Consider the following 26,081-nt stretch of genomic DNA (forward strand, 5'->3'; position numbering starts at 1 on the left):
GGAGCGAGCAGCAATGAATTTTCCAGTCGAGGCAGTGCGTGAAAAATTTCCGGCTCTCTTCCTGACCGACAAGGGCCGCCGCCGCATCTATCTCGACAATCCGGCCGGCACGCAGGTGCCACAGGCAGTGGCGGACGCGGTGTCGCGCTGCCTTTTGACCACCAATGCCAACCTTGGCGGCTTTTTCGAAACGACGATTGCCGCGCAAGTTGTCGTCGACGAGGCGCATCAGGCGATGGCCGATTTCCTCGGCGCCGCAAGCCCCGAGGAAATCATCATCGGCGCCAACATGACGACGCTGACCTATCACATGTCGCGCACGCTCGGCCGCACGATGCAGCGCGGCGACGAGATTATCCTCACCCGCATGGATCATGAGGGCAATGTTTCGCCCTGGCTGCAACTTGCCGAGGATCTCGGGCTCGTCGTGCGCTGGCTGCCGTTCGATGAAAAGAGCTGGCAGGTCGAAGAGGCGACGCTGGCCGGTCTGTTTTCGGAGAAGACACGGCTGGTCGCGTTGAACTACGCCAGCAATTTGACCGGCTCGATCAATCGGGTGAAGGCGCTGACTGCGATGGCCAGGAATGCCGGCGCCCTTGTCTATGTCGATGCCGTCCAATTCGCGCCTCACGGTCTGATCGACGTGCAGGAGCTCGGCTGCGATTTCCTGATCTGCTCGGCCTACAAATTCTTCGGCCCACATATGGGCATATTGTGGGGCCGGCGCGACGTCGTCGAGACGCTGGAGCCCTACAAGTGCCGCTGCTCTTCCAACGGCCTGCCGGAGCGGTTCGAACTCGGCACGCCGCAGATCGAGCTGATGGCCGGTCTCACCGCCGCGGTCGACTACTTTGCCGACCTTGGCGCGGCGGCGGGCGAGGGCGGTTCAAGAAGGCAGAAAATTGCCAAGGCGTTTGCGGTTTCGATCGCGTATGAAAACCCGCTGGCGCAACAGCTGATCGATGGCCTGTCCGATGTCGAGGGCCTGACCATCCACGGCATCACCGATCCGAAGCGGCTCGGCGAGCGCGTGCCGACGGTTTCCTTCACCGTCGATGGCATCGTGCCCGAAACGATCGTGCGGCAGATGAACGCCGAAAACATCTTCCTGTGGTCTGGCCACAACTATGCCTGGGAGATCGTCCACCAGCTCGGCATTCCGGCCGAGCATGGCGTCGTGCGTATCGGCATCGCCCACTACAACACTACAGCCGAAATCGACCAGACGCTGGAGAGCGTACACCGTGTGATCGCCATGCTCAGGCAGCAGCGCTCCTGACGCTGGCTTGAGCATTCACCGCGTCTTGCCGCCGAAGCCGGTGAGGAACGCGGTGAGATTGTCGCCGAGTTCGTCGCAGAGATAGCCGCCTTCCTGGACGATGACCGTCGGTAGATCGAGCTTTGCGATAGCCTCGCCGATGCGCGAGAAACCCGGCGTCGTCATCGAAAGTCCACCGAACGGATCGCCCTCGAACGCGTCGAGGCCGAGCGCCACGACCAGCGCGTCGGGCGAAAAAGCGCGGATACGCTGTAACGCCACCGCGAGCGCTTCGAGAAACGCCGCATCGGCGGATTTGCGCGGCAGCGGCAGGTTGAAATTGTAGCCGAGGCCTGGCCCTTCGCCGCGCTCGTCGGCATGGCCCCAGAAGAACGGATAGAAGCGCACGGGATCGGCATGCAGCGAGACGGTCAGCACATCCGGCCGTGCGTAGAAGATGCCTTGCGTGCCGTTGCCGTGATGCAGGTCGACATCGAGGATCGCCACCCGTGCGGCCTGCTTACGCAGAACCTGCGCCGCGACGGCCGAGTTGTTGATGAAGCAGAAGCCGCCGGCGACATCGGCAAAGGCATGGTGGCCGGGCGGGCGGCTCAGCGCATAGGCGGCCGGCGCGCCTGACATCACCGCCTCGGCCGCGTCGACAGCGCTCCAGGCGCTCCACAGCGCGCTTTGCCAAGTCTCGCCCGAGATCGGGCAAGCAGTATCGGCCATGTGGTAGCCGGCCTGGCCGACTGCCGAGGCCGGGTAGGAGCCGTTGCGCGCGATCGGATGGATGTTGGGGATCACTTCGGCCGAAGCGCCCTCGATGCGCTGCCAGCGCGCGTAGATATGCTCGAGGAAATCCAGATATTCGGGCGTATGCACAGCCGCGACCGGGCCGAGCCCATGGTTGCGAGGTCGCTCGATCGTGCAGCCAGCATATTTTGCGCCGGCTAACAATCTCTCGACGCGCTCCGGCTTTTCCGGATTGGGCTGTGCCGCACCGCTTGACAGGAAGGCCTTGGGGTCGTGACGCTTCTGTTCCTCGGCATAGAAGGCTTTCATTCCGGATCCTCGTTCTGGGGCGCATCGGCGAAGGCAAAGAAAGCCTCGCCGATGATCTTCTGCGTCTGCTCATAGCTCGACCAGGCGATGCCCAGCCTTTCGTAGAAGGTCTTGGCACCCTCATTGTCCGTGTCGACCGACAGTCGGAGATAGACGCCGCCTTCTTTCCGGCACTGCGCCGCAACATGCCGCAACAGCCGCTCGCCGATCTTGCGGCCGCGAAACCGGTCCTCGACATAGAGGTCCTGCACATAGACGCCAGGCCGCCCCATCCAGGTCGAAAAGATCGGGAAATGCAGGCAAAGCCCGGCAAATTCCCCGCCGACTTCGGCGATCAGGGTCGAGAAGGCGGGCTTTTCGCCAAAGCCGTACGTTCTGAGATCGTCGGGTGTGGAGATGATTTCTTCCGGCGCACCGATATGCGTGCCGAGCTTCAGGATCGCCGCGTGGATGGTTTCGACGTCGTCGATCCGGCCGGGGCGTAAGAGGACGTCATTGGATGTTGGATTGATCACGGTCGTCTCTCAAAACGCCACCCGGTCGCCGCCCTTGAGCGCCAGCATGTCGCGCGCTTCGGTTGGCGTTGCAACCTCCAGAGACAGCCCGTCGAGAATGCCACGGATGCGGCGCACCTGGTCGGCATTGGATTTCGCCAACTGGCGGCCATCATAGAGACTGTCTTCCAGCCCGACCCGGACATTGCCGCCCATCGCCGCGGCGATCGAAATCAGCGGCATCTGCTGGCGGCCGGCGGCCAGCACCGAGAACTGGTAGCTGTCGCCGAACAATTTGTCGGCGATCCGCTTCATATGGACGAGGTTCTCCGGGTCGGCGCCGATGCCACCAAGAATGCCCAGCACGAACTGAATGAACAGCGGCCCCGACACCAGCCCGCGGTCGCGGAAATGCGCCAGCGAATAGAGATGGCCGACATCGTAGCATTCGAATTCGAAGCGCGTGCCGCAGCCCTTGCCCAGCCGCTCCAGCACGCCCTCCATGTCGGCGAAGGTGTTCTTGAAGATGGTGTCGCGCGTCGCTTCGAGCAGCTTGGATTCCCACTCGTGCTGCCATTCCCTTGGCTTGTCGAGCATCGGGAACAGCGCGAAATTCATCGAACCCATGTTGAGCGAGCACATTTCGGGTTCAGCCCGCAAAGGGGCTGCCAGCCGCTGATCGAGCGTCATCAGCGACGAGCCGCCGGTGGTGATGTTGATCACCGCATCGGTCGCCTGTTTGATGCGCGGCAGGAACTGCATGTAGACGTCCGGATCGGCGGTCGGGCGGCCATCCCTCGGGTCGCGGGCGTGCAGATGCAGGATCGACGCGCCGGCTTCCGCCGCGGCGATCGCGTCCGCCGCGATCTGGTCCGGCGTCACCGGCAGATAGGGCGACATCGACGGCGTGTGCACCGAGCCGGTGACGGCGCAGGTGATGATGACTTTTCTCAGGCCCATGCTTTTACCCTTCGACCGGCAGGTCGAGCTCGGAGGCGAGAACCTCCAGCGAGTCGCCGATGATGGAGACGATCTCGCCGACCTGTTCCCTGGTGACGATCATCGGCGGCGCGACCATGAAATTGTCGCCGTCGACGCCGCCCTTGACCCTGCGGCCATAGATGATCAGCCCACGTTCATAGGCGAGGTCGAGCAGCCGCTGCGTGGCTTTCTTGGTCTGGTCGATCGGCCTCAGGGTCTCTGGATCGGCGACCATCTGGGCGCCGGTGAGCAGGCCCTTGCCGCGCACGTCGGCGATGAACGGAAACCGCTTCGCCAGCCCCTTCAGTCCGTCCATCAGCACGTCGCCCATGGCGGCCGCATTGGCGATCAGGCCAAGCCGGTCCATTTCACCGAGCACGGCAAGCCCGGCGGCGCAGGCCAGCGGATTGCCGGCATAGGTGTGGCCGTGCTGGAAGCCGCCGGAGTCAAGCAGCGGCTGCACCAGCCGCATCGGGGCGGCGAGCGCGCCAAGCGGCGCATAGCCCGAACCCAGCCCCTTCGACAGCGCGATGATGTCGGGCTTGCAGTTCCAGTGGTCGCCGCCGAGGAATTTGCCGGTGCGGCCGGCGCCGCTCATCACCTCGTCGTGGATGAGCAGGATGCCGTAGCGGTCGCAGATCTCGCGGATGCGCGGATAATAGCTGTCCGGCGCGACCAGTGCCGCGGTCGCCGCACCGCCGATCGGCTCCATGATGAAAGCGACCACGCTGTCTGGACCTTCCGCAAGAATCTTCTCCTCCAGCATGTCGGCATAGCGGATGCCGCGCTGTTCCATCGAGAGATTGTCGCGGTCACGCCAGGCATTCGGCGCCGGCACGGTCGGCATAGCCCGCATCATCGGCTCGAACGTTTCGGCCAGCGCATCGTCGCCGGTGACCGAGAGCGAACCCAGCGTGCCGCCATGATAGGAGGGGAAGCGGGTGATCACCTTCCAGCGGCTGGCCTGGCCGGTGGCGACGGCCCATTGCCGCGCCAGCTTGATGCAGGATTCCGTCGCTTCCGAGCCGCCCGAGACGAAGAAGATTCGGTCCATGCCTTCCGGCAGCTTGCCGGCCAGTTCGCGTGCCAACTCCTCGGCCGGCTCGTTCTCGAAATGCAGCCGATAGGCAAAGGTGGCGCGGTCCATCTGCCGCTTCATGGCATCCAGCACATTGCGGTTAGAATGGCCGATATTGGCGACCATCGGGCCGCTCGAGCCGTCGATGAAGCGGCGGCCGTCCTGCGTCCACATATAGATGCCCTCGGCGCGGTCGATCAGCGGCCGGCGCAGGCTGGACAGATAGAACAGATGCGAGTCTCGCCGGGCGTCGGTGGCTTGCGCGGCGGTCTGGACTTTCGACATGTCAGGGCTTTCCGAGATAACGATCGAGGACATTTTTGGTGACGCGTTCGACCATCGGGTCCTGTCTTAGCAGGCCGGCGACCCATTCGCAGCTTCCGGCGTGGAACACCTCGCCCTTGCCGCGCGGGAAATTGACGATCATGCCGTTGCCGCGTTTGACCTTTTCCAGATTGGCGTCGCTCGCCTCGCCGAACAGCGTCTCGGCGGTGAAGCGGCCATCCTCGTCGGTGAGGAACTGGTCCTCGATCGGGATATCGGCGCTTTCCTCGACCTGGGATGCCATGCCGACGGCGAGAACCTGCAAGCCGTCTGGCGCGCCGCTGGTAGCGGTCGGGTAGGGCAGGCCGCCGAGTATCTCGAAGTCGAGCCCGTCGACCTCATAGCCATAGACATGGCTGTCGGCCCCCAACAGGTCACCATAATAGATGCCGGTGCCGGCAAAGGCCCAGTGCTCGGGCCGGTAGACCGGAAAACCACGCACGCCGCGCGGCGCGCAGCCGCCCCAACCGGTATAGACCCCGCGCGTCGCGTTGAGCCCGAAGGTAGCCGAACCCGGCCGGCCGATTTCCGGCGCTTCCCAGGAATTGGTGGCACGGGTGACGTCGCCGCCTGGGAGATAGGCCGGGTCTTCGGCACGCGAGCGATATTTGTAGCAGACCTGCCGGCGGCCCTCGTCCTCAAGCCGCGTCTGCCACATGAAGTTACCGGCAAAGCGCGCCGCATGACCACCACGCTCGACATAGGCGTCGACGGCATCGCGCATTTCCCAGGTCCAATATTCGTCGTGGCCGACGAAGACGGCGCAGTCGTAGCCGTCGAGAATTTCCGGCGAAAAATGCAGATCGTGCTGGCTGGCGAGATCGACTTGATAGCCGGCTCGCTCGGCAAAGCGGAAGAAATGGCTGTCATAGCTGGCCCAACCCGACGAGGCGTACTTTTTCGAATGGCCTGTGGCGAGCGCCCATTCCATGTGCGGATAGCGCGGGATCGTCTTGGGCGGTACGGCGACTTCCAGCGGCACGCGCGGCGCATCTTTCGGCAGCACGACGAAGCCACGGCACCAGGGGCGCTGTGTCGACACGATGGGCGAGTATTGGTTGCGGTCCGGCCCGGTAATGCCCTGGTAGTGGTTGGAACCGCCCCAGGTGTTGTAGGCCAGCCAGGTGCCCGTCGCCGCCACCTGCAGCACACGGCCGGGTTTACGGCCCGGCTGCGGGCTGACGATAAAAATATGGTGGGATTGGATCGGCTTGCCGTCGCGCCCGTCGGCGGTCAGCGTGACCCGATAGGCGCAGGACGGCCAGTCGTTCTCGACACGGAATTCGAACGAAGCGTCCCAGCCGCATCCTTCAGCCGAACACTGGTCGGGTGTGTCCTGCCGGCGTGCCGCGATGCCCGATTTTTCGAACACTTTGGTCTCGCTGCCGCCATCCCGGGTGATTGTCATGCCGAAGTTCGGAGCTGTCGAACTGACATGCAACGCCACCGTTTCGCCGGCGCGATAGGAAAACCGGTCGCTGTAGCACCAGATCTCGCCGCGCTCGCCATCCATCCCCGGCCATTCGTAATAATGGCCACGCACCGCGTGGCGGCGCTGCTCCGGCGTCAGTCCGAAATCGGGGAATTCGGTCGGCAGATGGGTCATGAACACCTGAAAAGGTCGAGGGCCGCCATTTCGGCGATCTGCCGGTCACGCGTCAAATAGAAACGATCGGGCCAGCATTCGCTAGCCGCACCCTTGGCCGCCTCCATCAAACGGACTATCTCAGGGGAGGCGGCGTTTCCGCCACGGGGGTCGGAATGCTCAGAGTGCAAAAGGTCAAGGTCGACGAGATCTACGTGCCGACGGCGCGCAAGAAGACGCTGCATCCCGAGACCGTTCGCCATCTGGCCGAGGACATTTTGGAAAACGGCATGAAGACGCCGATCCAGGTCCGCCATGACGGCAAGCGCCACATCCTCGTCGAAGGCCTGCACCGGCTGGAGGCGGCAAGGTGGCTCGGCGAGACCGAGATCGAGGCTTATCTGGTGCAAGCCAAGCGCCACTGACGCATCGAGTTTCTCGGCGCAGAAGTTTTTATCGAATGCCTTGGCGATTGGCTCGAACCCTGATCGCTTCGTCATCCACGGGCGGAGCAAGGAGCGCAGCGACGCGGCGCAGACCCGAGGATCCATGCCGCGACTCCAACGCGTCACGACGGTGCGGAATTCTTGCTCCGCTGCATTCCTCGACAACGGTCGCGGCATGGATCCTCGGGTCTCCGCGACGGAGCTCCGCTCCTGCTCCGCCCGTGGATGACGAAGGTGGGGAACGCCTTGGCCCATCGAGACGGTGCCGACATTTTTTCACTGGCCGATGTCGGTTTGCGGTTCATCGGCTCGTCCTTGGGACGGAAGCCAGATCAAACGCAGGACGCCATCATGACCATCAAGCTCGACATCGCCCCCACCAATGACCGTGAACTGGTTCTCGCCCGCATCATCGATGCACCGCGCGAGAACGTCTATCGCTGCTGGACCGACCCGAAACTGATCACGCGCTGGTTCTCGCCAAAACCATGGACGACGCCGCGCGCCGAGATGGATGTGCGCACCGGCGGCTCGAGCCTTGTCGTCATGGCTAGCCCGGACGGCAACGAATTCCCCAACCCGGGAGTCTTCCTCGAAGTCGTTCCCCGCAGGAAGATCGTCCTCACCGACGCCTACACAGAGGCTTGGCAGCCTTCGGAAAAGCCGTTCATGACCGTCGCGCTGACCTTCGAGGACGAGGGCAATGGCAAGACCCGCTACATCGCTCGGGTCAGGCACTGGAGCGTCGCCGACCGCGAACAGCATGAGAAGATGGGTTTCCACGAGGGTTGGGGACAGTGCGCCGACCAGCTCGAAGAACTCGCCAAAACGCTTTGATCCGCCTGACGCTCTGATACCGGCATGACGAGAGGAGATCGATATGTCCAAAACCCTGTTTTTCGCCATTCTTGCTTCGGTTGCAGCGCTCGTTGGCTGCCCAGGCACCACCAATGCGGAGGAGACAAAACCCGCCATGACGACTGAGACGAACGCACTGCCGAAGCCGGAAAAGTCCGGCCTGCTGCCGATCAACGGCCTGAATTATTATTATGCCATCTATGGCAAGGGCGAGCCGCTGCTTCTGCTGCATGGCGGTCTCGGCACCACGGATATGTTCGCGCCGATCCTGCCGAAACTTGCCGAAAACCGCACCGTCATCGGCGTCGACCTGCAGGGTCACGGTCGCACCGCGCTGGGCGACCGCCCATTCACCGTGGAGGCGATGGGCGACGACATGGCCGCCATCGTCAAGGCGCTCGGTTACGATCAGGTCGATGTCATGGGCTATTCGCTGGGCGGCGGCGTCGCCTTCCGCATGGCCGTCCAGAATCCCGAAGCGGTGCGCCGCCTCGTCCTGGTATCGACCGGCTACGCCACGGACGGCTTCTATGACGAGATGCGTCCCCAGCAGGCACAGGTGAGCGCGGCCGCGGCTGAGTTCATGAAGGACACGCCGATGTACAAATCCTACGTCGCCGTGGCGCCGCATCCTGAGGAGTTCCCGAAGCTCCTCGATGCGCTGGGCGGCTTCATGCGTCAGAACCGCGACTACTCGGCCGACGTCGCCAAGCTGAAGATGCCTGTCATGCTGGTCTATGGCGACAGCGATATGTACAAGCCCGAACACGAGATCAAGTTCTATCAGATGCTCGGCGGCGGGCTGAAGGACGCCGGCTGGATGCGCGAGAACCTGTCGCAGAACCGCCTGGCGATCCTGCCCAACCGCACCCACTACGATACCTTCTTCGCGCCGGAGCTGACGGCCGCAGCGCTGCCGTTCCTCAACGGCCAGACCAAGGTCAAAACCTGGGACGAGGTCGTCGGCGAAACGGAGTGAACGCCAAAGCCGCCGGCTGTTGGCGGGCAGCCGGCATTCCATGGCAGCCATGACAGCTTTCGGCGTCATCGCTTCACCCCACTCGCATGGCTCGACGATCCCACGGTTTTCAAGCCGCAAATGCATATTTTCACGGGCTCGAAGCAGCCCTGGGTGGTGCTCGATGACAGCCTGCCGAAATACGAAGGCGCCCCTCCGCCAGGCTAATTTTTCCCTTCTCCCCTTGTTGTGGAAGGAAGTGGATCGACGCGCAGCGCCAAGGGCCAAGGGAGAGCGCAAGCATGGCCAAAATTTAATCCAAATCGACACGAGATAGCCGGCAAAGCGTCATTGGCGGGCCATCATTGTCTCCCTATTTATGGGTCGCGGGTACGGCATTCGAGGAGACGACGGATGAACGACAGCATCAGCACCCTGGACGAGCTTTTGAGCGATCCGATGGTCCTGCTTGTGATGGAGCGCGATCGTGTGCGCCCCGAACAGGTGCGCATGCTGCTCGAACGGGCTCGCCGGCCTTCGACCGATGAGCCCGAAGTGCCGCCGGCGCATGTGATCGCCAGGACATGCCAGAAACTCTGGCTCTGCCCGTAGTCGCTTTGCGATTTTCGCTGTGTATCTCAAGCCGGCTCCAAGGTGGGCCGGTTTCGAACGGCGTGCACTTCGGCACGCCAGCTTACAAATCCGTAAATTGATTATCCGGCCCATGACGATAAGGCTTGCCCGGGATTGACCGATGGTCGGTCCACGCAACTCCGATCTCTCATGCACGGAATTCGATTTTGGCCGATATCTGCACACAAGGCCTGGATACGGGCTTCGTCGGCCTGGGGTTCGCCAAGGTGGCGTTCCTCGGCGTGGTGCAAGGCATCACCGAACTGTTGCCGATTTCCTCGACCGCCCATATGCGCATCGTGCCGGCCGTGCTCGGCTGGCAGGATCCTGGCTCCGCCTTCTCCGCCGCCATGCAACTCGCGGCTCTTGCCGCGGTGGTCAGCTATTTCTGGAGTGATGTCAGGAATATCCTGTTTGGTTCGTTCGACGCTCTGGCGCGACGCGATTTCGCCGACCGGCATTTCAAGCTGGCGCTCTGGATCGTGCTGGCGACGATCCCGATCGTCATCGCCGGCGTGGCGCTGTCGGGCGTGCTCAACGCCTGCAATTCGCCGCTACGCAGCCTGACGGTGATCGGCTGGGCCTGCATCGCAATGGCGATCCTGCTGGCGCTGGCCGAGATCTTTGCCCGTCACCGGCGCAGCATGGGGGGTGCGTCGCTAACCGATGCGCTGCTCGTCGGTGTTGCCCAGATCGGCGCGCTTGTCCCCGGCGTGTCGCGCTCGGGCTCGACCCTGACGGCGGCATTGGGGCTCGGCTTCAAGCGGGCTGAGGCGGCGCGCTTCTCATTCCTGCTCGGGCTGCCTGCCATCGCGCTCGCCGGCCTCAAGGAACTCTGGGAACTGCACAAGGTCCATCTCGACGCCCATGGCTGGTCGGTGCTTGCTGTCGGGCTGGTCGTTGCGTCGATCTCCGCCTTCTTCGCCATATGGGGGCTGATGCACGTGCTGGAGCGTTTCTCGGCCTGGCCGTTCGTCATCTATCGCGGCCTGCTCGGCATCGTCTTGTTATTGAGCGTCGCCATGGGATGGCTTGCCTAAGTCCAGAGCCTTTCACAGTCTCGCTTGAAACAGGTTATATCCGTACCGGACCTCGAACTTCGATTCCGGTAAGCACATGGATTTCCTGACCCTCCTGCAATCATTGCCGTTGCTGCTGGCCTTGGCCAAGGGCGCACTGCCGTCGGTGGCGGCATTTGGCATGGGATTTGGCCAGTGGACCGCTTCACTGCCGCCATGCCGGGACTTCACCTTCGAGGCGACCAGCTATCTCGTTTGCGAGGTCGATCCAAAACGATATCAGCTCGAGCTGTTCTGGAAGGATGCGGCGGGCAAGCCGTTTCAGTCGCTGCACAATCTGCATGCCACGCAACAGGCGGCAGGGCGCACCATGCTGTTCGGCATCAATGCCGGTATGTATCACCCGAACCTCGCGCCGGTCGGCCTCTATGTCGAGCGTGGCCAGGAGATGGCCTCGGTGAAAACGGGATCGGGAAGCGGCAATTTTTCCCTGCAGCCGAACGGCATTTTCTACATGCGCGACGGCAAGGCCGCGGTCCGTGCCACTCGGGATTTCGTGAAGAGGCGCCCGACCGTCGACTATGCGACGCAATCGGGGCCGATGCTGGTGATCGAGGGCAAGCTGCATCCGAAATTCCAGGCCGACGGCACTTCACGGAAAACCCGCGACGGTGTCGGGGTGCGAAAGGACGGCGTCGCGGTTTTTGCGATTTCGAATGGCACGGTGACCTTCCATGCCTTCGCCCGTCTGTTCCGCGATGCGCTCGGCTGCGACAACGCGCTGTTCCTCGACGGCACGATATCAAGTTTGTTTGCGCCTGCCATCGGCCGCAAAGACGACTATTGGAATCTCGGGCCGATGATCGGCGTTTTCAAAAAATCCTAGCCGGTTTCCATCGCGCTTACCCGCACGCGGTATGGGCGAAAAAAACTTGATTCAAACTTTATTGGTAATTTCTCATTCATAACTGATCCGGTTTGTCCGTCGGCTGTCGTTTTGCCCTCGGTCTGTTGTGTTTTGAGTACAGGTCCAGATGCGGATTCCGGGCGTCGTCAGTTTTTTGATCGCATCGCTATGCCTTGCCGGCTGCTCGTCGACGGCCGGCGTCGACGCGCTGGATTTGCAGAAACCGTCCAACGAGACCACCAGTTCCGTGATCCGGCCGCCGGCACCGATCGCCGCTGCTCCGGCGGCAAGGGGCAACAGAGCGGCAAGGGCCGGATTGGCTCCCATGTCTGACAACGGTCCGGGGGAAAAAACGCGCCCGTTCGGTTTGGCGGAGGAGGAAGAGACAGGGGTGTTTGCCGCACCCGACGTGCCTGATCCCCAAGTGCCTGATGTCGGCGGGCTGCCGGTCGAGCCGGCAGCCTTGGTGTCGCCGCCCAAGCTGTTGACCCGCGCGGCACCGGCCATGCTGGCCGGGCCGCTCACCCGTTACGGATTTCGCGACGCCAAGCCGATCAATTTCGGCAAGGGTTCGCCTCGCCGGCTTGCAGTGCACGGCGTCGACGTCTCGCGTTGGCAAGGCAACGTCAACTGGGACAAATTGCGGGCCCAGGGCGCCAACTTCGCCTACATCAAGGCGACCGACGGTGGCGACCACCTCGATCCGATGTTCATGAAAAACTGGCGCAGCGCCGACGCCGCCGGCTTGAAGCGCGGCGCCTACCATTTCTTCTACTGGTGCCGCACGGCCGGCGAGCAGGCGGACTGGTTCATCCGCAACGTGCCCAGGGTCGAAGGCGCACTGCCGCCGGTGATCGACGTCGAATGGAACGGCGAGTCCAGCTGCAAGCGGCGGCCGTCGCGCGAAAAGGTGCTGGAAAAGATGCAGGTGTTCATGGACAAGCTGGAGCGGCATTACGGCCAACGTCCCATCATCTACACCGCGCCCGATTTCTACCGCGACAATCTCAGGGGCGAATTCCTCGACTATCCGTTCTGGCTGCGTGCCGTGGCCCAGCATCCGTCAAAGGTCTATCCCGGCCGCAAATGGCTGTTCTGGCAGTATTCCGGCTCCGGCCTGTCGCACGGCGTCACCGGCCGCATAGACCTCAATGTCTTCCATGGCGACGAACGGCAATGGCGCGCCTGGGCCGGCGGCCGGCAGACTGTAGCCGACGCCAACTGAGACAGTCGTCAGTCCCGGCGCGCTCCGCTCTGCCTGATGCCCGCGGTCTGGGCAAGCGCGATATCGGACTGCTCGATGGACACGCTTCGGCCGGCAGCATTGGCTGAGGAAAGTGTCCGGCTCTTTGACCGACATGGACGCATGGGAGGAAAGATGGGTGTGTCATCGGAGGCTCTGGCGCAGAGCCGTCAAACGATCAGCGCTTACGAGGATTATGCGGAACAATATGATGCCATCGTGCGCCATGTCCCCAACGTGAAGGAGCAGGCATCGCTGAAGCGCCTGGTGGCGATTGCCGGCACAGGCGGCCGGATTTTGGAAGTCGGGTCCGGAGCCGGATACGACGCGGATTTTCTGGAGAGTTTGGGTGTCAAAGTCCGGCGCACCGACGCGACCAAGCGGTTCCTGGAACTGCAGGCCGCGCGTGGCAAGCATGGCGAGTTGCTCGATCTCATCACCGATGATCTCGGCGGCCCCTACGACGCAGTTCTGGCCCTGTGCGTCCTCATCCATGTGCCTCGCGACGAGACCGACCAGGTGCTTGCCAAGATAGCCGGGGCGCTGCGGCCGGGCGGCGCCTTTCTCGTCTCGATGCGCAATGGCGACGGCGAGACATCAGGCGAATATCATACGGTCTACTGGCGCAGGGACGACTTCGCGGCCCGTCTCGAAGGCGCCGGGCTCGTCCTCATCAGGGACGATTTCAACGTCGGCCGCGATAGCGAAGAATGGAACACGTTCCTGGCCGTGAAGCCTGCATGACGCGGCGTGGGCTGTTGCCGTTTGCGCTGCTCAACCTTTTCAGATTTTGCGAATAAGCAAGACATTGCCGCAGCCTTGCTGTCTATGTGCAGGTTCCTGCACTCCTGGGGGGAGACGAGTTGGAACTCAAGATCATGCTTGTCGGCTTTGCCTGCGTGGTCGCGGGCGCGCTGTCGTTCATCACCTTCATGAAATGGCGAGAGGTGAAGGCACTCAGCCGCTGGCTGCCGACGCCGGGAAAGATCATTTCCTCGCGCGTCGAGGCACGTGAGGTCAGAAACTCGGGCGTTGGTTCGGACAGCACTGACACCACCGAAATGCGCAATTTTCCGGCGATCACCTTCGAATACAAGATCGGCGGCAAGAAATTTCAAAGCTCGCGCTACAGCGTGAAGGAAAATCTGGGGAATTTCGAAGTCGCTGAAACCCTTGCCCAGTTTCCCCGCGGCGCGGACGTGACTGTCTTCTACAATCCGGCCGATCCGAGCAAAGCGGTGATCGAGCGCACCCTGCCGGACGGCGCCTTCAAGTTCATGGTCCAACTCTCGGCGGGATTGGCGATCGGCGCGGTTGTGCTGGTGTTTTCCGTCGGCGGTGTTCTGGAAGCGATCGGGCCGCATTTGCCCAAGCCGCAGAATCTCGGTGCCGCGGCGTTGCTGCTTTTTATGGGCTTGTTCATCCTGAGCATGGGTTTCGCCCAGAAAGCGTTGGCCGAGCAGGCGGCAAAATGGCCGATCGTGGTTGGCCGCATCGACACTTCAGGTCTGCAGGCGCTCCGAAACCATTCAGGCTATGGCCGCTGGCGCACCGTCTTCAAATCCCGAATCGTCTACTCCTATGGCGTCGCTGGCCAGCGCTACAGCGCCGATCGTGTGGCCTTCGGCGCCACCGTGACTGCCTCGCTGCCGGGCCTCGTCGGCGGCCAGGCACGGCAGTATGTCGAAGGCAGCAAGGTCGACGTCCACTATGACCCCGCCAACCCCGGCTCGGCGGTGCTCGAATGCCGGGTCCGGGGGCTTTGGCTGCTATGGATCTGCTCGGCAGGCTTTCTCGGTGGCGCGGCCTTTCTGCTCGGGCTGGTTTGAGCGTGCCAGCCGACTTCCCCAATGCCAATCCAGACGGCTCCTCATGGGATGCCTTTACCTAAACAGGATGCAGCGATGAATAGCGCCATGAGATCGATCATCTGGGCCTGCGCCCTGCTTGCATCCGCGACAATGTCCGCGATGGCAGACGAGCCGGCGCCGTCGCGCTCGCCGATCGACAAATGCGTCTGGGAAAGGTTGTCTGACAAAAATATCGGGCTGGCCGCCTGGGCGCAACGCTGCGACTTCGGCTTCCGCCAGATTCATTTCGAATTCGCCGACAACGCGCTTGCCATCAAATACAGCGACGGCGGCGCGGCCGATCCTCTCGTCGAACTGTTCGACATCATATCAGGTGAAACCGCTGAGGCTGCTTTGCGTCGCCTGTTCCTGGAAAAGACCGAAAAGGCCGTCAGCGCCCGCTGTGTGCTGACGCCTTACACGCAGGGCACGGAGCCTGCAGGCGTCAAACGCTACTCATTCAGCCCTGACGCCTCCTATGCGGAAGAACTCAAAGCGCTTGCCAGTTCCGACGAGGTTCCCGAACCGCCCTGCGGCGACTGGGGTGAAATGCCTGACGGCATCCAGTATTTCGAGGTGCCGGCGGGTGAGGGGCACAGGCTTCTGTTTGTGCGCATCGGCCAGGACGAGCCATTGTTTGACGAGCAGACGCTTCGCGTTTTCCGGAGGGGGTGAGAAGCGCTTTCTCACCAGGTCAGACGGATTCGGTCATGGCACCGATCCGCCGGTAGACGAATGATTCTTCTCTCGAAGGGGCTGTGGCAATGCGCTTGGCTTCGTCGATCAGCATTGCCATGCGAGCATGGATCGGCGATTTCGCGCAAGCCGGGTCCGTTGCAGCGGCATCGCCGGCGATCGCCATCGCCTGGCAGCGGCAGCCGCCCCAGTCGATCTCGCGCCGCTCACAGCCGCGACAGGGTTCCTGCATCCAGTCCGTGCCGCGAAAGGCATTGAACCCCGGTGAATCGGCCCAGATCGAGGACAGCCTGCGTGGTTCGAAACGCTCGAAGCTGAGCGACGGGATCGTCTGTGCGGCATGGCAGGGCAGTACGGTGCCGTCAGGCGTCACCATGAAGGCGTCCCGCGCCCAGCCGCCCATGCACGGCTTGGGATAGATCGCGAAATAGTCCGGCGTCACAAAATCGATGTTGATGATGCCGGCCAACCGCTCCTGTGCCTCCGCGACGATCTCCGCCTGCCTGTCGACCGCTTCCCGCTCGGGCATCAGTTGGTCGCGATTGGTCAACGCCCAGCCGGCATACTGCACATTGGCGATCTCGAGCCTCTCCGCGCCCAGCGAAAGGGCGAGATCGATGAATTCCGGCACTTCCTCGATGTTATGGCGATGGATCGGTGCGTTGATGGTAAGAGGCAGACCGGCAGCGCGCGCGCGGCGTGCCGTTTCCAGCTTCTTTTCGTGAGCGCCCTTGTGGTTGCCGATGCGATCGGTGGTCGCCGGACGCGCGCCCTGAAAGCTCAGTTGCAGATGGTCGAGGCCGGCTTCGGCAAATGCCTCGATACGGCCCTCGACGATGCCAACGCCCGCGGTAATCAGATTGGTGTAGACGCCGCGCCCCGCAAGCCCGGCGATCAATTGCTCGAGGTCGCGGCGCAGTGTCGGCTCGCCACCGGACAGATGCACCTGGAGCACTCCCAGATCGGCGGCCTCCGAGAACAGGGCGAGCCAGGTCTCAGTGTCGAGTTCGCGATTGGCCTTCAGCAGTTCCAGCGGATTGGAGCAATAAGGGCATTGCAGCGGGCAGCGATGCGTCAGTTCCGCCAGCATGCCGATTGGAGGGAGGAGGGGCGTGCTCATAGCCTCACCAGCAGCTTGTCCGACCATTCCTGCAGGAAGGCGATGACGTCGGTCGCCACGGCCTCCTGTTCGGCCTCATAATCCGCGGCAAGGCCAGCAATGATATCGCCTGCCGTTGACCGTCCATCGCAGCGGCGCAAAATATCGAGACTGACATCGTTCGGCCAGAATATCTTTTCGGGTGAAAGCACGGCGAATGCCTGCCGCACGGAATCGTACTGTATGCGCACGTGCTTCGGCAGCGAAGGTATCGACCGCAGCGACACCACGGCTCTTTCGCGCAGCGCCATCATAGGGCTGCCTCGGGCTGGAAGGCGCCGGGCGGTATGTTTCCCTGCTCGCCATAGGCGTGTTGAAGCGCATCAAGCATGGCCCAGAGTATATCGCATTTGAACACCAGTGCATTGATTGCCTGCTGCTGGCGCTCCGCCGTATCGGCGTGGCTGAGCACGTAGACGAGGGCGAAGTCGGCGTCACGTGAGGCCTGTTCGGGCCGTTGCCTGAAATAGGCCAGCGTGTCCTCGGTGATGTAGTCGTATTTGGCCAGCATTGCCGGCACCCGCTCGCCGATGATGAGTGGCGAGAACATCTCGGTCAGCGAGGACGCGACCGCCTCGAACAACGTCCGGTTTGTACAAAAGGAAAGGTAAGCGTCCACCGCGAAGCGCGTCGCCGGCAGTGCCAGCCTTTCGCTCTTCACGGCCTCGGCGTCCAGGCCGAGCGAAGTTGCCAGATGCAGCCAGCGCGCGATACCGCCGCTCCAGCCGTCCTCGCCGTCATGATCCTCGATCCGCTTGCGCCACGCGGCGCGAAACGCTGGATCCTCGGCATGCACGAGTATCATGGCATCCTTGCGCGGGATGACCGCCTGATAGCAATAGCGGTTCAGCGCCCAGGCCTTCATCTCGGCCTTCGACAATGCGCCGCTGGTCATCCTGTGGTGAAAGGGATGGCGATTGTGATAGCGCTCGGCGCCAACCTGCCTCAACACGGCTTCGAGAGCGCTCGTGGAGAGTCCGCCTTTGGCTGCATCGCGGAAGTCGCTCAAAATCCCATCTCCATACCGTCGCTTGCGATTTCCCAGCCGGCCGCCTTGACCGCCGCGTGCTCGGCGGAGTTCTCGTCAAGGATGGGGTTGGTGTTGTTGATGTGGACGAAGACACGGCGGCCGACCTTCACATCGGCCAAGCCGGCGATCGAACCCGATTCTCCCGAGATCGCCAGATGCCCCATGCGCGCGCCGGTTTTCTGACCGACGCCGGCGACGATCATCTCGTTGTCGGTATAGACCGTGCCGTCGAACAGAAGACAGGCGGCATCGGTGAGACGCGTGCGCAAGGCCGCATCGATGCGCGCGCAGCCCGGAATATAGAAGACGGAGCCGCGGCTGCCGATGCCGGCAATTCGGACTCCGATCGTATCACCTGCGTCGGCGCTGAAATTGGCATCCGGATGGTCTCTATCCTCCAGATAGAGTGCTATCTTCCCGGGCACTGGAAAGGGCTCGATCATTACGCCGGTCTCGCGGCCTTCTGCGTCGCAAATGGCCAATTCTTTCGCCGGCGGCAGGATGCGCCGCGGCACAAGCGCTGGATCGAGAACGTTGAAAATCGAATTCGCCTCCAGCGTCGCCAGAACCTGCGCCGTTGCATAGATGGCGAAAGGCTGCCGCTCGCGCAGGCTGAGCAGTCCAGCGATATGATCGACATCGGCGTTGGTCAGCACCACCGCGCGAATAGGCGTGGAGCGCAGCGGCGCATCGCCCACAGGCTGCAGTTCAGGTGTTGCAGCGATTTGCTGGCGAATGTCGGGCGAGGCATTGAAAAGAACCCAGCCGAACCCGTCCGCGGAGGCGGCGATACTGGACTGGGTTCGTGAATGCACCCCGGCCATGCCGGTGCGAGCCGCACGACTCAGACGGTAGTTGCAGTTCCATTGCGGAAAGCCGCCGCCCGCCGCCGATCCGATGATCCTCAAATGCATGAAAATGCCCGCGCGCCGGCTTCTCTGACCTGCAGGCAATTTGCAGTCACAAAAAACGCTTCGCGCGCTTTGCGTGCGTCAAAATCTTTCACGAAAATCCATGGGGCGAGGGGATGCGCGCCCCTGTCGCCAGGGACGCGCACCTCTGCGGCCTACTTCTTGGGAGTAATTTCAGCAGGCAGATACCGTGAAATTTCGAAGCCAGCGGCAACCTGACACATGGTCGGTTTTTTCCAGTTCTTCTTCATGACATTTCTCCTCTTATACCAGCCCGAAGGGACCGATCCTGTCGTTAGCCAACCATTGCAGGGCACCGACGCAATGGCTCGTCCATCAAGTCTCAAAATGGACAAATGAAACAATAGGTTTTGAAAAGTTGAAAACAAACTATCGAGAATAATTGCAGTCCTTACTTCAATTGTTCCTTGTGTAGGGTTTCTTCTCCTCCAGTGGAAGGTTTGCATCTTCCCACCCATCAGCGCCGAGCGGATACCAGATTACCGAACTGTAGCCCCACTCGACGGCCCGTTTCGCCGCATTCCACGACATCCAGCAATTCGTCATGCAGTAGAACAGAATCGCGCGCGACTTGTCCGTCCCGGCCTTGGCCTCGAGGCCTTGGCGAAAATAGCTGGCGGTCTCCTGCGAAATAGCGCCGTATCCCACATTGGCCAGCCATATGCTGCCTGGGATGTCCTTTCTGACCTTGTCCCTCCATATGGTTCCTGCCGGCAAATTGGTCGGTTTGGGCGTGTCCGGCATCACGTCGAAGAAGATCGCCTTTTTCGCCCGCCACAGCGCTTCCGCTTCCACCGTCGTCACCACCCTCGCGCCTTGCAGCGTCCGCGGCACCGGCGCCCGATAGTCGTCCATCCGGAAACCGCTGGGTTCGGCGATATCGCCAGCCCATGTCGGCTCGGTCAGACCCAGAAGGCTCGCGGCGACCAGCAAGAAAATAGTCTCCCTTCCATTCATTGGGTAATCAGGTTGTCGTGTTCGTCGATCAGCGGCACGTTATAGCTCAGCAGGATCCTGGTGATCTCCGCCTGGTTTTCCCTGATCACCCGGTTGAGCGTCCGCTTCCATTCCTGGTCGGACGGACGTACGCCCATGGTAATGCGGTAAGACATGCGCGAGCCGGTTTTTTCCTTCACCAGTGGAACGATCGTCACATCAGCTCCGAGTTCCTTGGCATAGTAACCTGCCATCGGTCCCCACAGCACCGCCGCATCGATCTTGTGTGCCAGCATGTCCTTGATCATGACCTCCCCCATGGATGGGGTGACGCGCGTATCCACCGCAAGCGGATAGATCTTGGCGGTCCGCAGGAGCTTGTTGGCGGCCATGTTGGCGGTTGGCGGCGTGCTTTCAACGACGCCGATCGTCTTGCCCTTGAGTCTGGGATCCTCGATCGTTTCCACGCCTTCCATATCGTGGCTTTTCGGATGCACAAGCACATAGGCGGAGCGATAGTAGGCGTTGGTGTTCTGCACCAGCTCATCGCCCTGGGCATAGCCCATGATGATGTCGCATCGGTTGGCCCCCAACGTATTGCGCACGAAGCCGGTGATCGTGGGAAACCAGGTGTAGGAGACGGACTTGCGCCCGGTTTTCGCGGCAACCAGCTCTGCCAGCTTGTTTTCGAATCCTTCGCCGCTCTTGTCGGTGAAGGGCATATTCGAGGGATCGGCGCAGACGCGCAAGATGTCGGGGTCGACCAGTTCTCCCGCCGCACCAAGGCCGGCGCTTTGCGCATGCGCATTCGACGGCAGCAAGGCGAGCGTGCCGAGGATCGGCAGAACGACGCGCAGCTTCAATGCATCGCGGCCAATCATGTCACCCACCCATGCAGGATGCTTCGGCATCCTTCGCCGCCTGGGCCTTGTCTTCGTGCTTGGGCGGCCGTCCGCGGGGCGCCGCGCCATCTGCGCGCGCGCGCAGGTAGATGTAGAGGTCGTCCATGTAGCAATAGACATTCTTGTTGTCGCCAAAGGCAGGCATGACGTTTTCCTTGCCGCCGCCGACATTCTTGCGGCCCTCGGCGACGATCGAGAGGAACGTGCCGTAATCCATGTTTTTCAGGCTGTTGACCAAAGCCGGCGCATAGCTCGAACCTGTTGCATCCTGTCCGTGGCAGACATGGCAATCGGAGTGATACCGGCGGTAGCCGCTGAACGTGTACCAATCGACGGTTCCGTTTTCGATCTTGTAGGTCGGATTTCCATCCGCATCCAAATACTTGCCGCCTTCTTCCTTCACCGCCTTGGCTTTTTCCATGCTGTCGTCGGCCTGGGCGACGCCTGAGCTTGCCAGAGGCAGCAGAGCCAGGACCAAAGCCGAAATTACAATGCGAACGGACATTCAAACTTCCTTCATTTGCCAATGGACACGGTTTTGCTGGCGCGACCGGCATTGATCGGTGTTTTGGGTGCGTAACCGAATCGAGAGCCCGGCCATGGCTTCCGGATGATCCGGGCTCTCGTTCTTCAAGCCTTTGGTCTCACAAGACCTGAGGCGTTCTCAAGGTTCCCAGCGCATCAATCCGGGAGACCGAAGACGGTGAGCTGACCGCCCAGCGTCGTGTAGTCGGCAAGTGCCGCGTAGCCACCGACGGCACCAAGACCAGCGGTGCCAACGACGGCGGCCTCATCGCCTTGGGCACGGCCCTGATCGACGGCGCCATGCCAGGCAGCGGCGTTATCAGGCGAAAGCAGGCCGCCTGCCAGGCCAATACCTGCCCAGCCGCCAACACCCGACAGAACGGCGATGTACTGCTTGCCGCCCTGCTCGTAGGTCGTGATGTTGCCGATGATGCCGGACGGGGTCTTGAACTTGTAGAGTTCCTTGCCGTCCTTATCGACCGCCTTGATGTAGCCTTCGAGCGTGCCGTAGAAGACGACGTCGCCATCCGTGGCCAACGCGCCAGACCACACCGAGAACATCTCGGGCTTCGACCAGACGATCTCACCCTTGGCTGCATCCCAGGCAATGAAGTTGCCCATGCTGCCGTCGCCGCCAGGGGCCGGGTACATCGACACGGTGGCGCCAACATAGGGCTGACCGGCGGTGTAGCTTACCTTGTAAGGCTCATAGTCCATGCAGACATGGTTGGTCGGGACATAGAACAGCCCGGTCTTCGGCGAGTAGGCGGCCGGCTGCTGGTCTTTGGTTCCAAGCGCGGCCGGGCAGATGCCGGTCGAGTTGGTGTCTTCGCCGTTTTGCTGGGTCGAATATTTCGCCACGACCTGCGGGCGGCCATACTGATCGCTCTTTGGGTCCATGTTGACTTCCGTCGCCCAGTTCACTGACGGATCGTATTTTTTGGCGACGAGAAGGTCGCCGCTGGCGCGATCCATGGTGTAGGCAAAGCCGTTGCGGTCGAAATGCACCAGCACATCGTGCTTGGCGCCGTTGACCTCCATGCCGTCGACGAGGATCATCTCATTGACGCCGTCATAGTCCCATTCGTCATGCGGGGTCATCTGGTAGAGCCATTTGGCAACACCCGTGTCCGCATCGCGGGCCATGATCGTCATCGACCAGCGATTGTCGCCGGGGCGTTGTACGGGGTTCCACGTCGAGGGATTGCCGGTGCCATAGTAGACCAGGTTCAGCTTGGGATCATAGGAATACCATCCCCATGTCGTGCCGCCGCCTGTCTTCCACTGCTCGCCTTCCCAAGTGTTCGTGCCGGAGTCCTTGCCCACCGGCTTGCCGAGATGCGTGGTCTTTTCGGGATCGATCAGGGTGTCTGCGTCCGGACCTTCCGAATAGGCTTTCCAGGCGAGTTTGCCATCTTTCAGATTGTAGGCGGCCAGCCAGCCGCGAACGCCGAATTCGGCGCCGGAGACGCCGATGAGCACCTTGTCCTTGACGACGACGGGGGCAGCCGTACCGGATTCGCCTTTGCCGCCATCGGTCTGGTCACCGTTCTTGACCGACCAGACGACCTTGCCGGTCTTCGCATCGAGGGCGACGACCGTGGTGTCGGCCTGGTTGAGAATGATCTTGCCGTCACCATAGGCAACACCGCGATTGACCGTATCGCAACACATGATCGGAATGACGTTGGGATCCTGCTTGGGTTCGTATTTCCAGAGGATCTTCCCGTCATTCTTGAGGTCGAGCGCAAAGACATTGTTCGGGAAAGGCGTGTGGACATACATCACATCGCCGATGATAAGCGGTCCACCCTCGTGGCCTCGTAGCACGCCGGTGGAAAAGGTCCACTTGACCTGCAGGTTCTTCACATTGTCCGCAGTAATCTGGTTGAGTTTGGAATAGCGGGTGTTGGCGTAGTCACCCGTCTGCATTGCCCAGTTCTTCGAATCCGAAGCCAGCTTTGCAAGGTCCTCGTTAGCCGACGCCGTATAGGCCGCGCCGAGCGACAGAAACGCCGCAGTGGTTAGAATATAGGTAGCTTTCGTAAGTACACGCATCCGAATTCCTCCCGAGGTTCATAGTGATGAATCATTTGCTGAGCCCACAAGGGCTTGCCCAAGCGATTCACGGGGGGGAAATATTTCCGGCAGCGTGTCACGACCTAAGCCAGATGTGCAGAGGGCACCGTTACTGCCCACCTCACCTTGGCCTACGAAAGACTGTCGCCGCTCCCTAATGACGGTGACGCCCTTGAAGCCGGAAACAGGGTGAGGCTATGTCATCGCAAAACGCTAGGCAAGCAAAAAAGCCTGGGTGTCTTTTTGCACCGCAATATCGTAAATGATGCGGTGCAATATAAGGAAATAACTAGGACGGTATTTGTTAGATAAAGTATTTCTACTAGCTAAGTAACGGTTGGCCGCATAAAATTTGATTATTTTTTGAGTTTTACATTTCACCTAAGCAAGGATTTTATTTAGCGGTATTCACTTCGAGGTCCCGGCCTGGCCATCTACGTGCTGCATGGGGAATCGATAGTGGGCCAAGCATGAGATGATCGTTGGAGTTGGGGTGTGGAGCGGGCCATCAGGCCGCCATGCGGAACCACGGTCGATGAGTACCGCATTCCTCCTTTGGTCGTATACGGAAGCCATGGGCGCTTGACTGACTCTGCGGCTCGTTGCCAACTGCCACGGTGATCCCGACTTGGCACATCGCGCCCAGGCTAACCGGAGGTTTTCCCATGATCAGATATGTTGGATTTTCGACCTTGCCGCTGCTCCTGGCCGCGCCGCTGGCCTTCGCAAACCCGGCGGGCGCCGCGGGAGATTACCCGACAGCAACGATTGCCGATTACGTGCTCGGCTGCATGCAGACGAACGGCCAGACACGTAAGGCGCTGGAAAGCTGTTCCTGCTCGATCGACGTCATCGCCTCGATCCTTCCGTACGACCACTATGAGAGGGCCGAGACTTTCAAGAGTATGTCTTTGACCACAGGCGAAAACGCTGGGCTGTTTCGCGAAAGCGCACCGGCGAAGGCCGCCCGTACCGAATTGAAGCGTGCGCAGTCGGAAGCCGACGTGCGCTGCTTTTAGAGCCTGCTCCCTCCGCAAGCCGGATAGAGTTCCATCCTTTGCCTGGACATGATCCTCCCGAAATGAGCTTCACTTCGGGGATCGAGCTGGCAAGCACCCGGCATTACGGCGCAAGAGGGATACTTTAGAGACCTGCTGTCTCCAGGGGCCACTGATTGCGGAATGTTTTGCCATCCGTGTCGGTCGCTTCCACCTGGATTTCGCCGTTGCCATGCACGGTGAAATCGAACCGGAAATTGGGGTCTTCCGAAATCGATATTCCACCTTCCATGGAGAGGATCGGCCGGCCGGCTTGCGAGATCGACAGTTTCTGAACAAAATGCGCCGGTATGAAATACTGGGTCAGCGGATCGCGCTGCAGGCCCGAATTGTTAGGGTGCCGGATCATCAACTGCAGTTCCTCAGTCTTGGTCATCGTCTCTTTGGGCGGGAACTGGCGCAGCTTCATCTGACCCATCGTCGCGTTGGCCTCGTCCTGGTTCTTGACCGCAGGGGCGGAGCATCCGCCTGATGCCTTAACGAAGGTCTGCATCATATGGAGCTGGCCGCTCTGCGTCTCAGCGATGGCACGCAGATAGGAATAGTCGTTGACGCGCACGCGCGTCGACAGATGCGTCACGCCGGCATCCTTGCCGAGCTGGAACGTTGCCGCCACCGGTGCAGGGTTGGCATCGATGATCAGGGTAACGGATTTGATGCCGTCCGGCGCCTTGGCTGGATCGAGATAGATGTCGACGGGCACGATGGCGGCATCCTGCGCCCGCTTCGGCGCTTCGATCCTGACGACGCCGGTATCGACCAGAATTGCCCGATCGCCGAACACGTCGCCCTTCAAGTCATGCCAGATTCTGTCCGAGGACGCGGTTGTTTGCTGTGCGCTGGCGGTTCCGGAGGAACCGAGCAGCGTGCCGATGGCCAAGATGATCGCGACAAAAACGGATGCGAGCGGCAAAGCGAGCTGCCGGCTCGAGTAAACGTGATTTTGCATTTCGATGCCTCCACCAATGCAGAGAGGTGGTGCCCAGGCTGGCGTTGAGGATAAGCCTTTGGCGACGCCTTGGCAAATCGCCGTGCCTTACAGCTGCTGGACGCATGTCGGCATCGTCTATTCCCACTCGAGTTCGGCAAATGCGGCCGTTGCGTTGCGCTGGTTGTAGTCGTCGAACAGGTGCCAATTATCCCGTTCGGTTTCGCCAGCGGTTTTGACTGCTTCGCGCAGCGGCGTTCCGTCGGCGATCGCCTTTCGGATATCGCGCGCCAGAATCTCGAAATAGCGTCGCTCCCCCGCCAGCGCCTGTGGCCAGTCGGCCGTTACAGGACCATGACCTGGAACGACGCGCGTGGCGTCGATCGCGGTGAGCGCATCCATCTGGCGGAGCCATCCAAGCAGTGATCCGTCGAGCGTCGGCAAGGAGCCCATGAACACGAGATCGCCGGCAAAGAGCGTTCTGGTCGCGGTATCGAATACGGTCAGGTCGTTGTCGGTGTGCGCCGCCTTCCATGCCCGCAGTTCGATCATGCGCCCGCCGAGGTCGAGTTGCAGGCGATCGTCGACCAGCATTGTCGGCGGCACGATCTCGATCCCCTCCATCAACGCCTCGCCAAGCTGTTCGCGATAATTGTGCAGATAGAACGCTCCACGCGCCTCGAGAGCACGCGGCAGATTGCGGTGACCGACGATGGTCGCGCCGATCTTCCGGAATGCCGCATTGCCGAAGATATGGTCGGGATGCATGTGGGTGTTGACCAGGAAGCGAACCGGCTTTGCTGTCAGCTTTCCGATCGCGGCGAGAAAGGCCTGTGCCTCGATCAGGCTGCCACCGCTGTCGATCACGGCAACCGCATCGGTGCCGATGACGGCGCCCAGATTGCAGATCGCACCGTTGTTGGCGGCGGTCATCAATTCATCCGCGCCCTGGAAGGCGAAGACGCCGTCGGCGATTTGCGTGGTCGAGAACCGCAAGCTGGCGCCTGCGGCCAGAACGGCTCGTCCGAGGCAGCATGGCAGCAAGGCGGCGCTGGCAGCGGTGCAGGTGAAGCCACTCACAAGCCTGCGTCTTAGCCGATCAACCGACATGAAGGCCTCCGATATGCATTTCGCCAG

28 protein-coding genes and 1 pseudogene are annotated in these 26,081 nt (G+C 61.5%); 13 read left to right on the forward strand and 16 right to left on the reverse strand.

What is annotated here, in order from left to right; all coding sequences use genetic code 11:
- The first annotated feature begins 13 nt into the window (after window positions 1-13).
- Window positions 14-1,279 carry a cysteine desulfurase-like protein gene (locus tag AC0L3E_RS18085; RefSeq protein ID WP_473605287.1) on the forward strand — a complete coding sequence of 422 codons (1,266 nt, stop codon included), beginning with the start codon at window positions 14-16 and terminating at the stop codon, window positions 1,277-1,279.
- Window positions 1,280-1,294: 15 nt separating this feature from the next.
- Here the strand turns inward: AC0L3E_RS18085 and AC0L3E_RS18090 are convergent, their stop codons facing one another.
- Genes AC0L3E_RS18090 through AC0L3E_RS18110 form a run of 5 tightly spaced genes read right to left on the reverse strand, consistent with a single transcriptional unit; the run spans window position 1,295 to window position 6,806 of the window.
- Window positions 1,295-2,323, reverse strand: a complete 1,029-nt coding sequence (locus tag AC0L3E_RS18090) for a histone deacetylase family protein (RefSeq protein WP_473605288.1) — start codon at window positions 2,321-2,323, stop codon at window positions 1,295-1,297.
- Complete coding sequence (locus AC0L3E_RS18095) at window positions 2,320-2,835, reverse strand: GNAT family N-acetyltransferase (RefSeq protein WP_128310022.1); 516 nt, start codon at window positions 2,833-2,835, stop codon at window positions 2,320-2,322. The genes AC0L3E_RS18090 and AC0L3E_RS18095 overlap by 4 nt, the downstream gene beginning before the upstream one ends.
- Before the next feature lie 12 nt (window positions 2,836-2,847).
- The gene (gene kce / locus AC0L3E_RS18100) at window positions 2,848-3,777 is read right to left on the reverse strand and encodes a 3,5-dioxohexanoate:acetyl-CoA acetone transferase (protein WP_473605289.1); all 930 of its coding nucleotides are present in this window, start codon (window positions 3,775-3,777) and stop codon (window positions 2,848-2,850) included.
- Between the two features lie 4 nt (window positions 3,778-3,781).
- The gene (locus AC0L3E_RS18105) at window positions 3,782-5,161 is read right to left on the reverse strand and encodes an aminotransferase family protein (protein WP_473605290.1); all 1,380 of its coding nucleotides are present in this window, start codon (window positions 5,159-5,161) and stop codon (window positions 3,782-3,784) included.
- A gap of 1 nt (window position 5,162) precedes the next feature.
- On the reverse strand, window positions 5,163-6,806 hold the full coding sequence (locus tag AC0L3E_RS18110) for a N,N-dimethylformamidase beta subunit family domain-containing protein (protein WP_128309904.1): 1,644 nt from the start codon (window positions 6,804-6,806) through the stop codon (window positions 5,163-5,165).
- Between the two features lie 155 nt (window positions 6,807-6,961).
- On the opposite strand from AC0L3E_RS18110, the gene AC0L3E_RS18115 reads away from it, so the two are divergent.
- The 7 genes and pseudogenes from AC0L3E_RS18115 to AC0L3E_RS18145 all read left to right on the forward strand — a co-directional run bounded on the left by AC0L3E_RS18115 (window position 6,962) and on the right by AC0L3E_RS18145 (window position 11,585).
- Window positions 6,962-7,210 (forward strand): ParB N-terminal domain-containing protein, encoded by a 249-nt coding sequence (locus AC0L3E_RS18115; RefSeq protein WP_127269873.1) that lies wholly within the window; start codon window positions 6,962-6,964, stop codon window positions 7,208-7,210.
- A 372-nt stretch (window positions 7,211-7,582) separates the two neighbouring features.
- On the forward strand, window positions 7,583-8,068 hold the full coding sequence (locus AC0L3E_RS18120) for an SRPBCC family protein (protein ID WP_128309477.1): 486 nt from the start codon (window positions 7,583-7,585) through the stop codon (window positions 8,066-8,068).
- Window positions 8,069-8,111: 43 nt separating this feature from the next.
- Window positions 8,112-9,068, forward strand: coding sequence for an alpha/beta fold hydrolase (locus AC0L3E_RS18125; RefSeq protein WP_127321899.1), 957 nt, complete (start codon window positions 8,112-8,114; stop codon window positions 9,066-9,068).
- Window positions 9,069-9,158: 90 nt separating this feature from the next.
- Window positions 9,159-9,275: pseudogene (locus AC0L3E_RS18130) on the forward strand (GFA family protein); the annotation flags it as partial.
- 186 nt (window positions 9,276-9,461) lie between these two features.
- Complete coding sequence (locus tag AC0L3E_RS18135) at window positions 9,462-9,659, forward strand: hypothetical protein (protein ID WP_013532087.1); 198 nt, start codon at window positions 9,462-9,464, stop codon at window positions 9,657-9,659.
- A gap of 188 nt (window positions 9,660-9,847) precedes the next feature.
- The gene (locus tag AC0L3E_RS18140; protein WP_127321898.1) at window positions 9,848-10,720 is read left to right on the forward strand and encodes an undecaprenyl-diphosphate phosphatase; all 873 of its coding nucleotides are present in this window, start codon (window positions 9,848-9,850) and stop codon (window positions 10,718-10,720) included.
- Window positions 10,721-10,796: 76 nt separating this feature from the next.
- The gene (locus tag AC0L3E_RS18145) at window positions 10,797-11,585 is read left to right on the forward strand and encodes a phosphodiester glycosidase family protein (protein WP_473605291.1); all 789 of its coding nucleotides are present in this window, start codon (window positions 10,797-10,799) and stop codon (window positions 11,583-11,585) included.
- Between the two features lie 72 nt (window positions 11,586-11,657).
- Here AC0L3E_RS18145 and AC0L3E_RS18150 read toward each other — a convergent pair whose 3' ends face one another.
- On the reverse strand, window positions 11,658-11,933 hold the full coding sequence (locus AC0L3E_RS18150; RefSeq protein WP_245470199.1) for a hypothetical protein: 276 nt from the start codon (window positions 11,931-11,933) through the stop codon (window positions 11,658-11,660).
- Here AC0L3E_RS18150 and AC0L3E_RS18155 point away from each other — a divergent pair.
- From AC0L3E_RS18155 to AC0L3E_RS18170, 4 genes are all read left to right on the forward strand, one after another.
- Window positions 11,821-12,831 (forward strand): glycoside hydrolase family 25 protein, encoded by a 1,011-nt coding sequence (locus AC0L3E_RS18155; protein ID WP_372337994.1) that lies wholly within the window; start codon window positions 11,821-11,823, stop codon window positions 12,829-12,831. The two genes, AC0L3E_RS18150 and AC0L3E_RS18155, sit on opposite strands and share 113 nt — an antisense overlap.
- A gap of 153 nt (window positions 12,832-12,984) precedes the next feature.
- Entirely contained in the window at window positions 12,985-13,593 is a 609-nt protein-coding gene (locus AC0L3E_RS18160) for a class I SAM-dependent DNA methyltransferase (protein WP_128309474.1), read from the forward strand.
- A gap of 119 nt (window positions 13,594-13,712) precedes the next feature.
- Window positions 13,713-14,678, forward strand: coding sequence for a DUF3592 domain-containing protein (locus tag AC0L3E_RS18165; protein ID WP_473605292.1), 966 nt, complete (start codon window positions 13,713-13,715; stop codon window positions 14,676-14,678).
- A 75-nt stretch (window positions 14,679-14,753) separates the two neighbouring features.
- Complete coding sequence (locus tag AC0L3E_RS18170) at window positions 14,754-15,374, forward strand: hypothetical protein (protein WP_128308623.1); 621 nt, start codon at window positions 14,754-14,756, stop codon at window positions 15,372-15,374.
- 19 nt (window positions 15,375-15,393) lie between these two features.
- On the opposite strand, the gene pqqE is transcribed toward AC0L3E_RS18170, so the two are convergent.
- From pqqE to AC0L3E_RS18210, 8 genes are all read right to left on the reverse strand, one after another.
- The gene (gene pqqE / locus AC0L3E_RS18175) at window positions 15,394-16,515 is read right to left on the reverse strand and encodes a pyrroloquinoline quinone biosynthesis protein PqqE (RefSeq protein WP_128308622.1); all 1,122 of its coding nucleotides are present in this window, start codon (window positions 16,513-16,515) and stop codon (window positions 15,394-15,396) included.
- The gene (pqqD, locus tag AC0L3E_RS18180) at window positions 16,512-16,808 is read right to left on the reverse strand and encodes a pyrroloquinoline quinone biosynthesis peptide chaperone PqqD (RefSeq protein ID WP_128308621.1); all 297 of its coding nucleotides are present in this window, start codon (window positions 16,806-16,808) and stop codon (window positions 16,512-16,514) included. The genes pqqE and pqqD overlap by 4 nt, the downstream gene beginning before the upstream one ends.
- Window positions 16,805-17,563, reverse strand: coding sequence for a pyrroloquinoline-quinone synthase PqqC (gene pqqC, locus AC0L3E_RS18185; RefSeq protein ID WP_128308620.1), 759 nt, complete (start codon window positions 17,561-17,563; stop codon window positions 16,805-16,807). Before pqqC ends, pqqD begins: the two co-directional genes overlap by 4 nt.
- Entirely contained in the window at window positions 17,560-18,498 is a 939-nt protein-coding gene (gene pqqB / locus AC0L3E_RS18190) for a pyrroloquinoline quinone biosynthesis protein PqqB (protein WP_128308619.1), read from the reverse strand. Before pqqB ends, pqqC begins: the two co-directional genes overlap by 4 nt.
- Before the next feature lie 414 nt (window positions 18,499-18,912).
- A complete protein-coding gene (locus AC0L3E_RS18195) occupies window positions 18,913-19,473 on the reverse strand; it encodes a PQQ-dependent catabolism-associated CXXCW motif protein (RefSeq protein ID WP_473605293.1) in 561 nt (186 codons plus the stop codon).
- The gene (locus AC0L3E_RS18200; RefSeq protein ID WP_127267402.1) at window positions 19,470-20,363 is read right to left on the reverse strand and encodes a substrate-binding domain-containing protein; all 894 of its coding nucleotides are present in this window, start codon (window positions 20,361-20,363) and stop codon (window positions 19,470-19,472) included. Before AC0L3E_RS18200 ends, AC0L3E_RS18195 begins: the two co-directional genes overlap by 4 nt.
- A complete protein-coding gene (locus tag AC0L3E_RS18205; RefSeq protein ID WP_127327544.1) occupies window positions 20,335-20,859 on the reverse strand; it encodes a c-type cytochrome, methanol metabolism-related in 525 nt (174 codons plus the stop codon). Before AC0L3E_RS18205 ends, AC0L3E_RS18200 begins: the two co-directional genes overlap by 29 nt.
- Before the next feature lie 176 nt (window positions 20,860-21,035).
- Window positions 21,036-22,811 carry a methanol/ethanol family PQQ-dependent dehydrogenase gene (locus AC0L3E_RS18210; protein WP_372337995.1) on the reverse strand — a complete coding sequence of 592 codons (1,776 nt, stop codon included), beginning with the start codon at window positions 22,809-22,811 and terminating at the stop codon, window positions 21,036-21,038.
- Between the two features lie 812 nt (window positions 22,812-23,623).
- On the opposite strand from AC0L3E_RS18210, the gene AC0L3E_RS18215 reads away from it, so the two are divergent.
- Entirely contained in the window at window positions 23,624-23,977 is a 354-nt protein-coding gene (locus tag AC0L3E_RS18215; protein ID WP_127269861.1) for a hypothetical protein, read from the forward strand.
- A 124-nt stretch (window positions 23,978-24,101) separates the two neighbouring features.
- Here the strand turns inward: AC0L3E_RS18215 and AC0L3E_RS18220 are convergent, their stop codons facing one another.
- Complete coding sequence (locus tag AC0L3E_RS18220) at window positions 24,102-24,965, reverse strand: quinoprotein dehydrogenase-associated SoxYZ-like carrier (RefSeq protein WP_127321097.1); 864 nt, start codon at window positions 24,963-24,965, stop codon at window positions 24,102-24,104.
- A 117-nt stretch (window positions 24,966-25,082) separates the two neighbouring features.
- Window positions 25,083-26,054, reverse strand: coding sequence for a quinoprotein relay system zinc metallohydrolase 2 (locus AC0L3E_RS18225; protein ID WP_473605294.1), 972 nt, complete (start codon window positions 26,052-26,054; stop codon window positions 25,083-25,085).
- Window positions 26,055-26,081 lie beyond the last annotated feature (27 nt).

The organism is Mesorhizobium sp. WSM4822 (assembly GCF_055811155.1).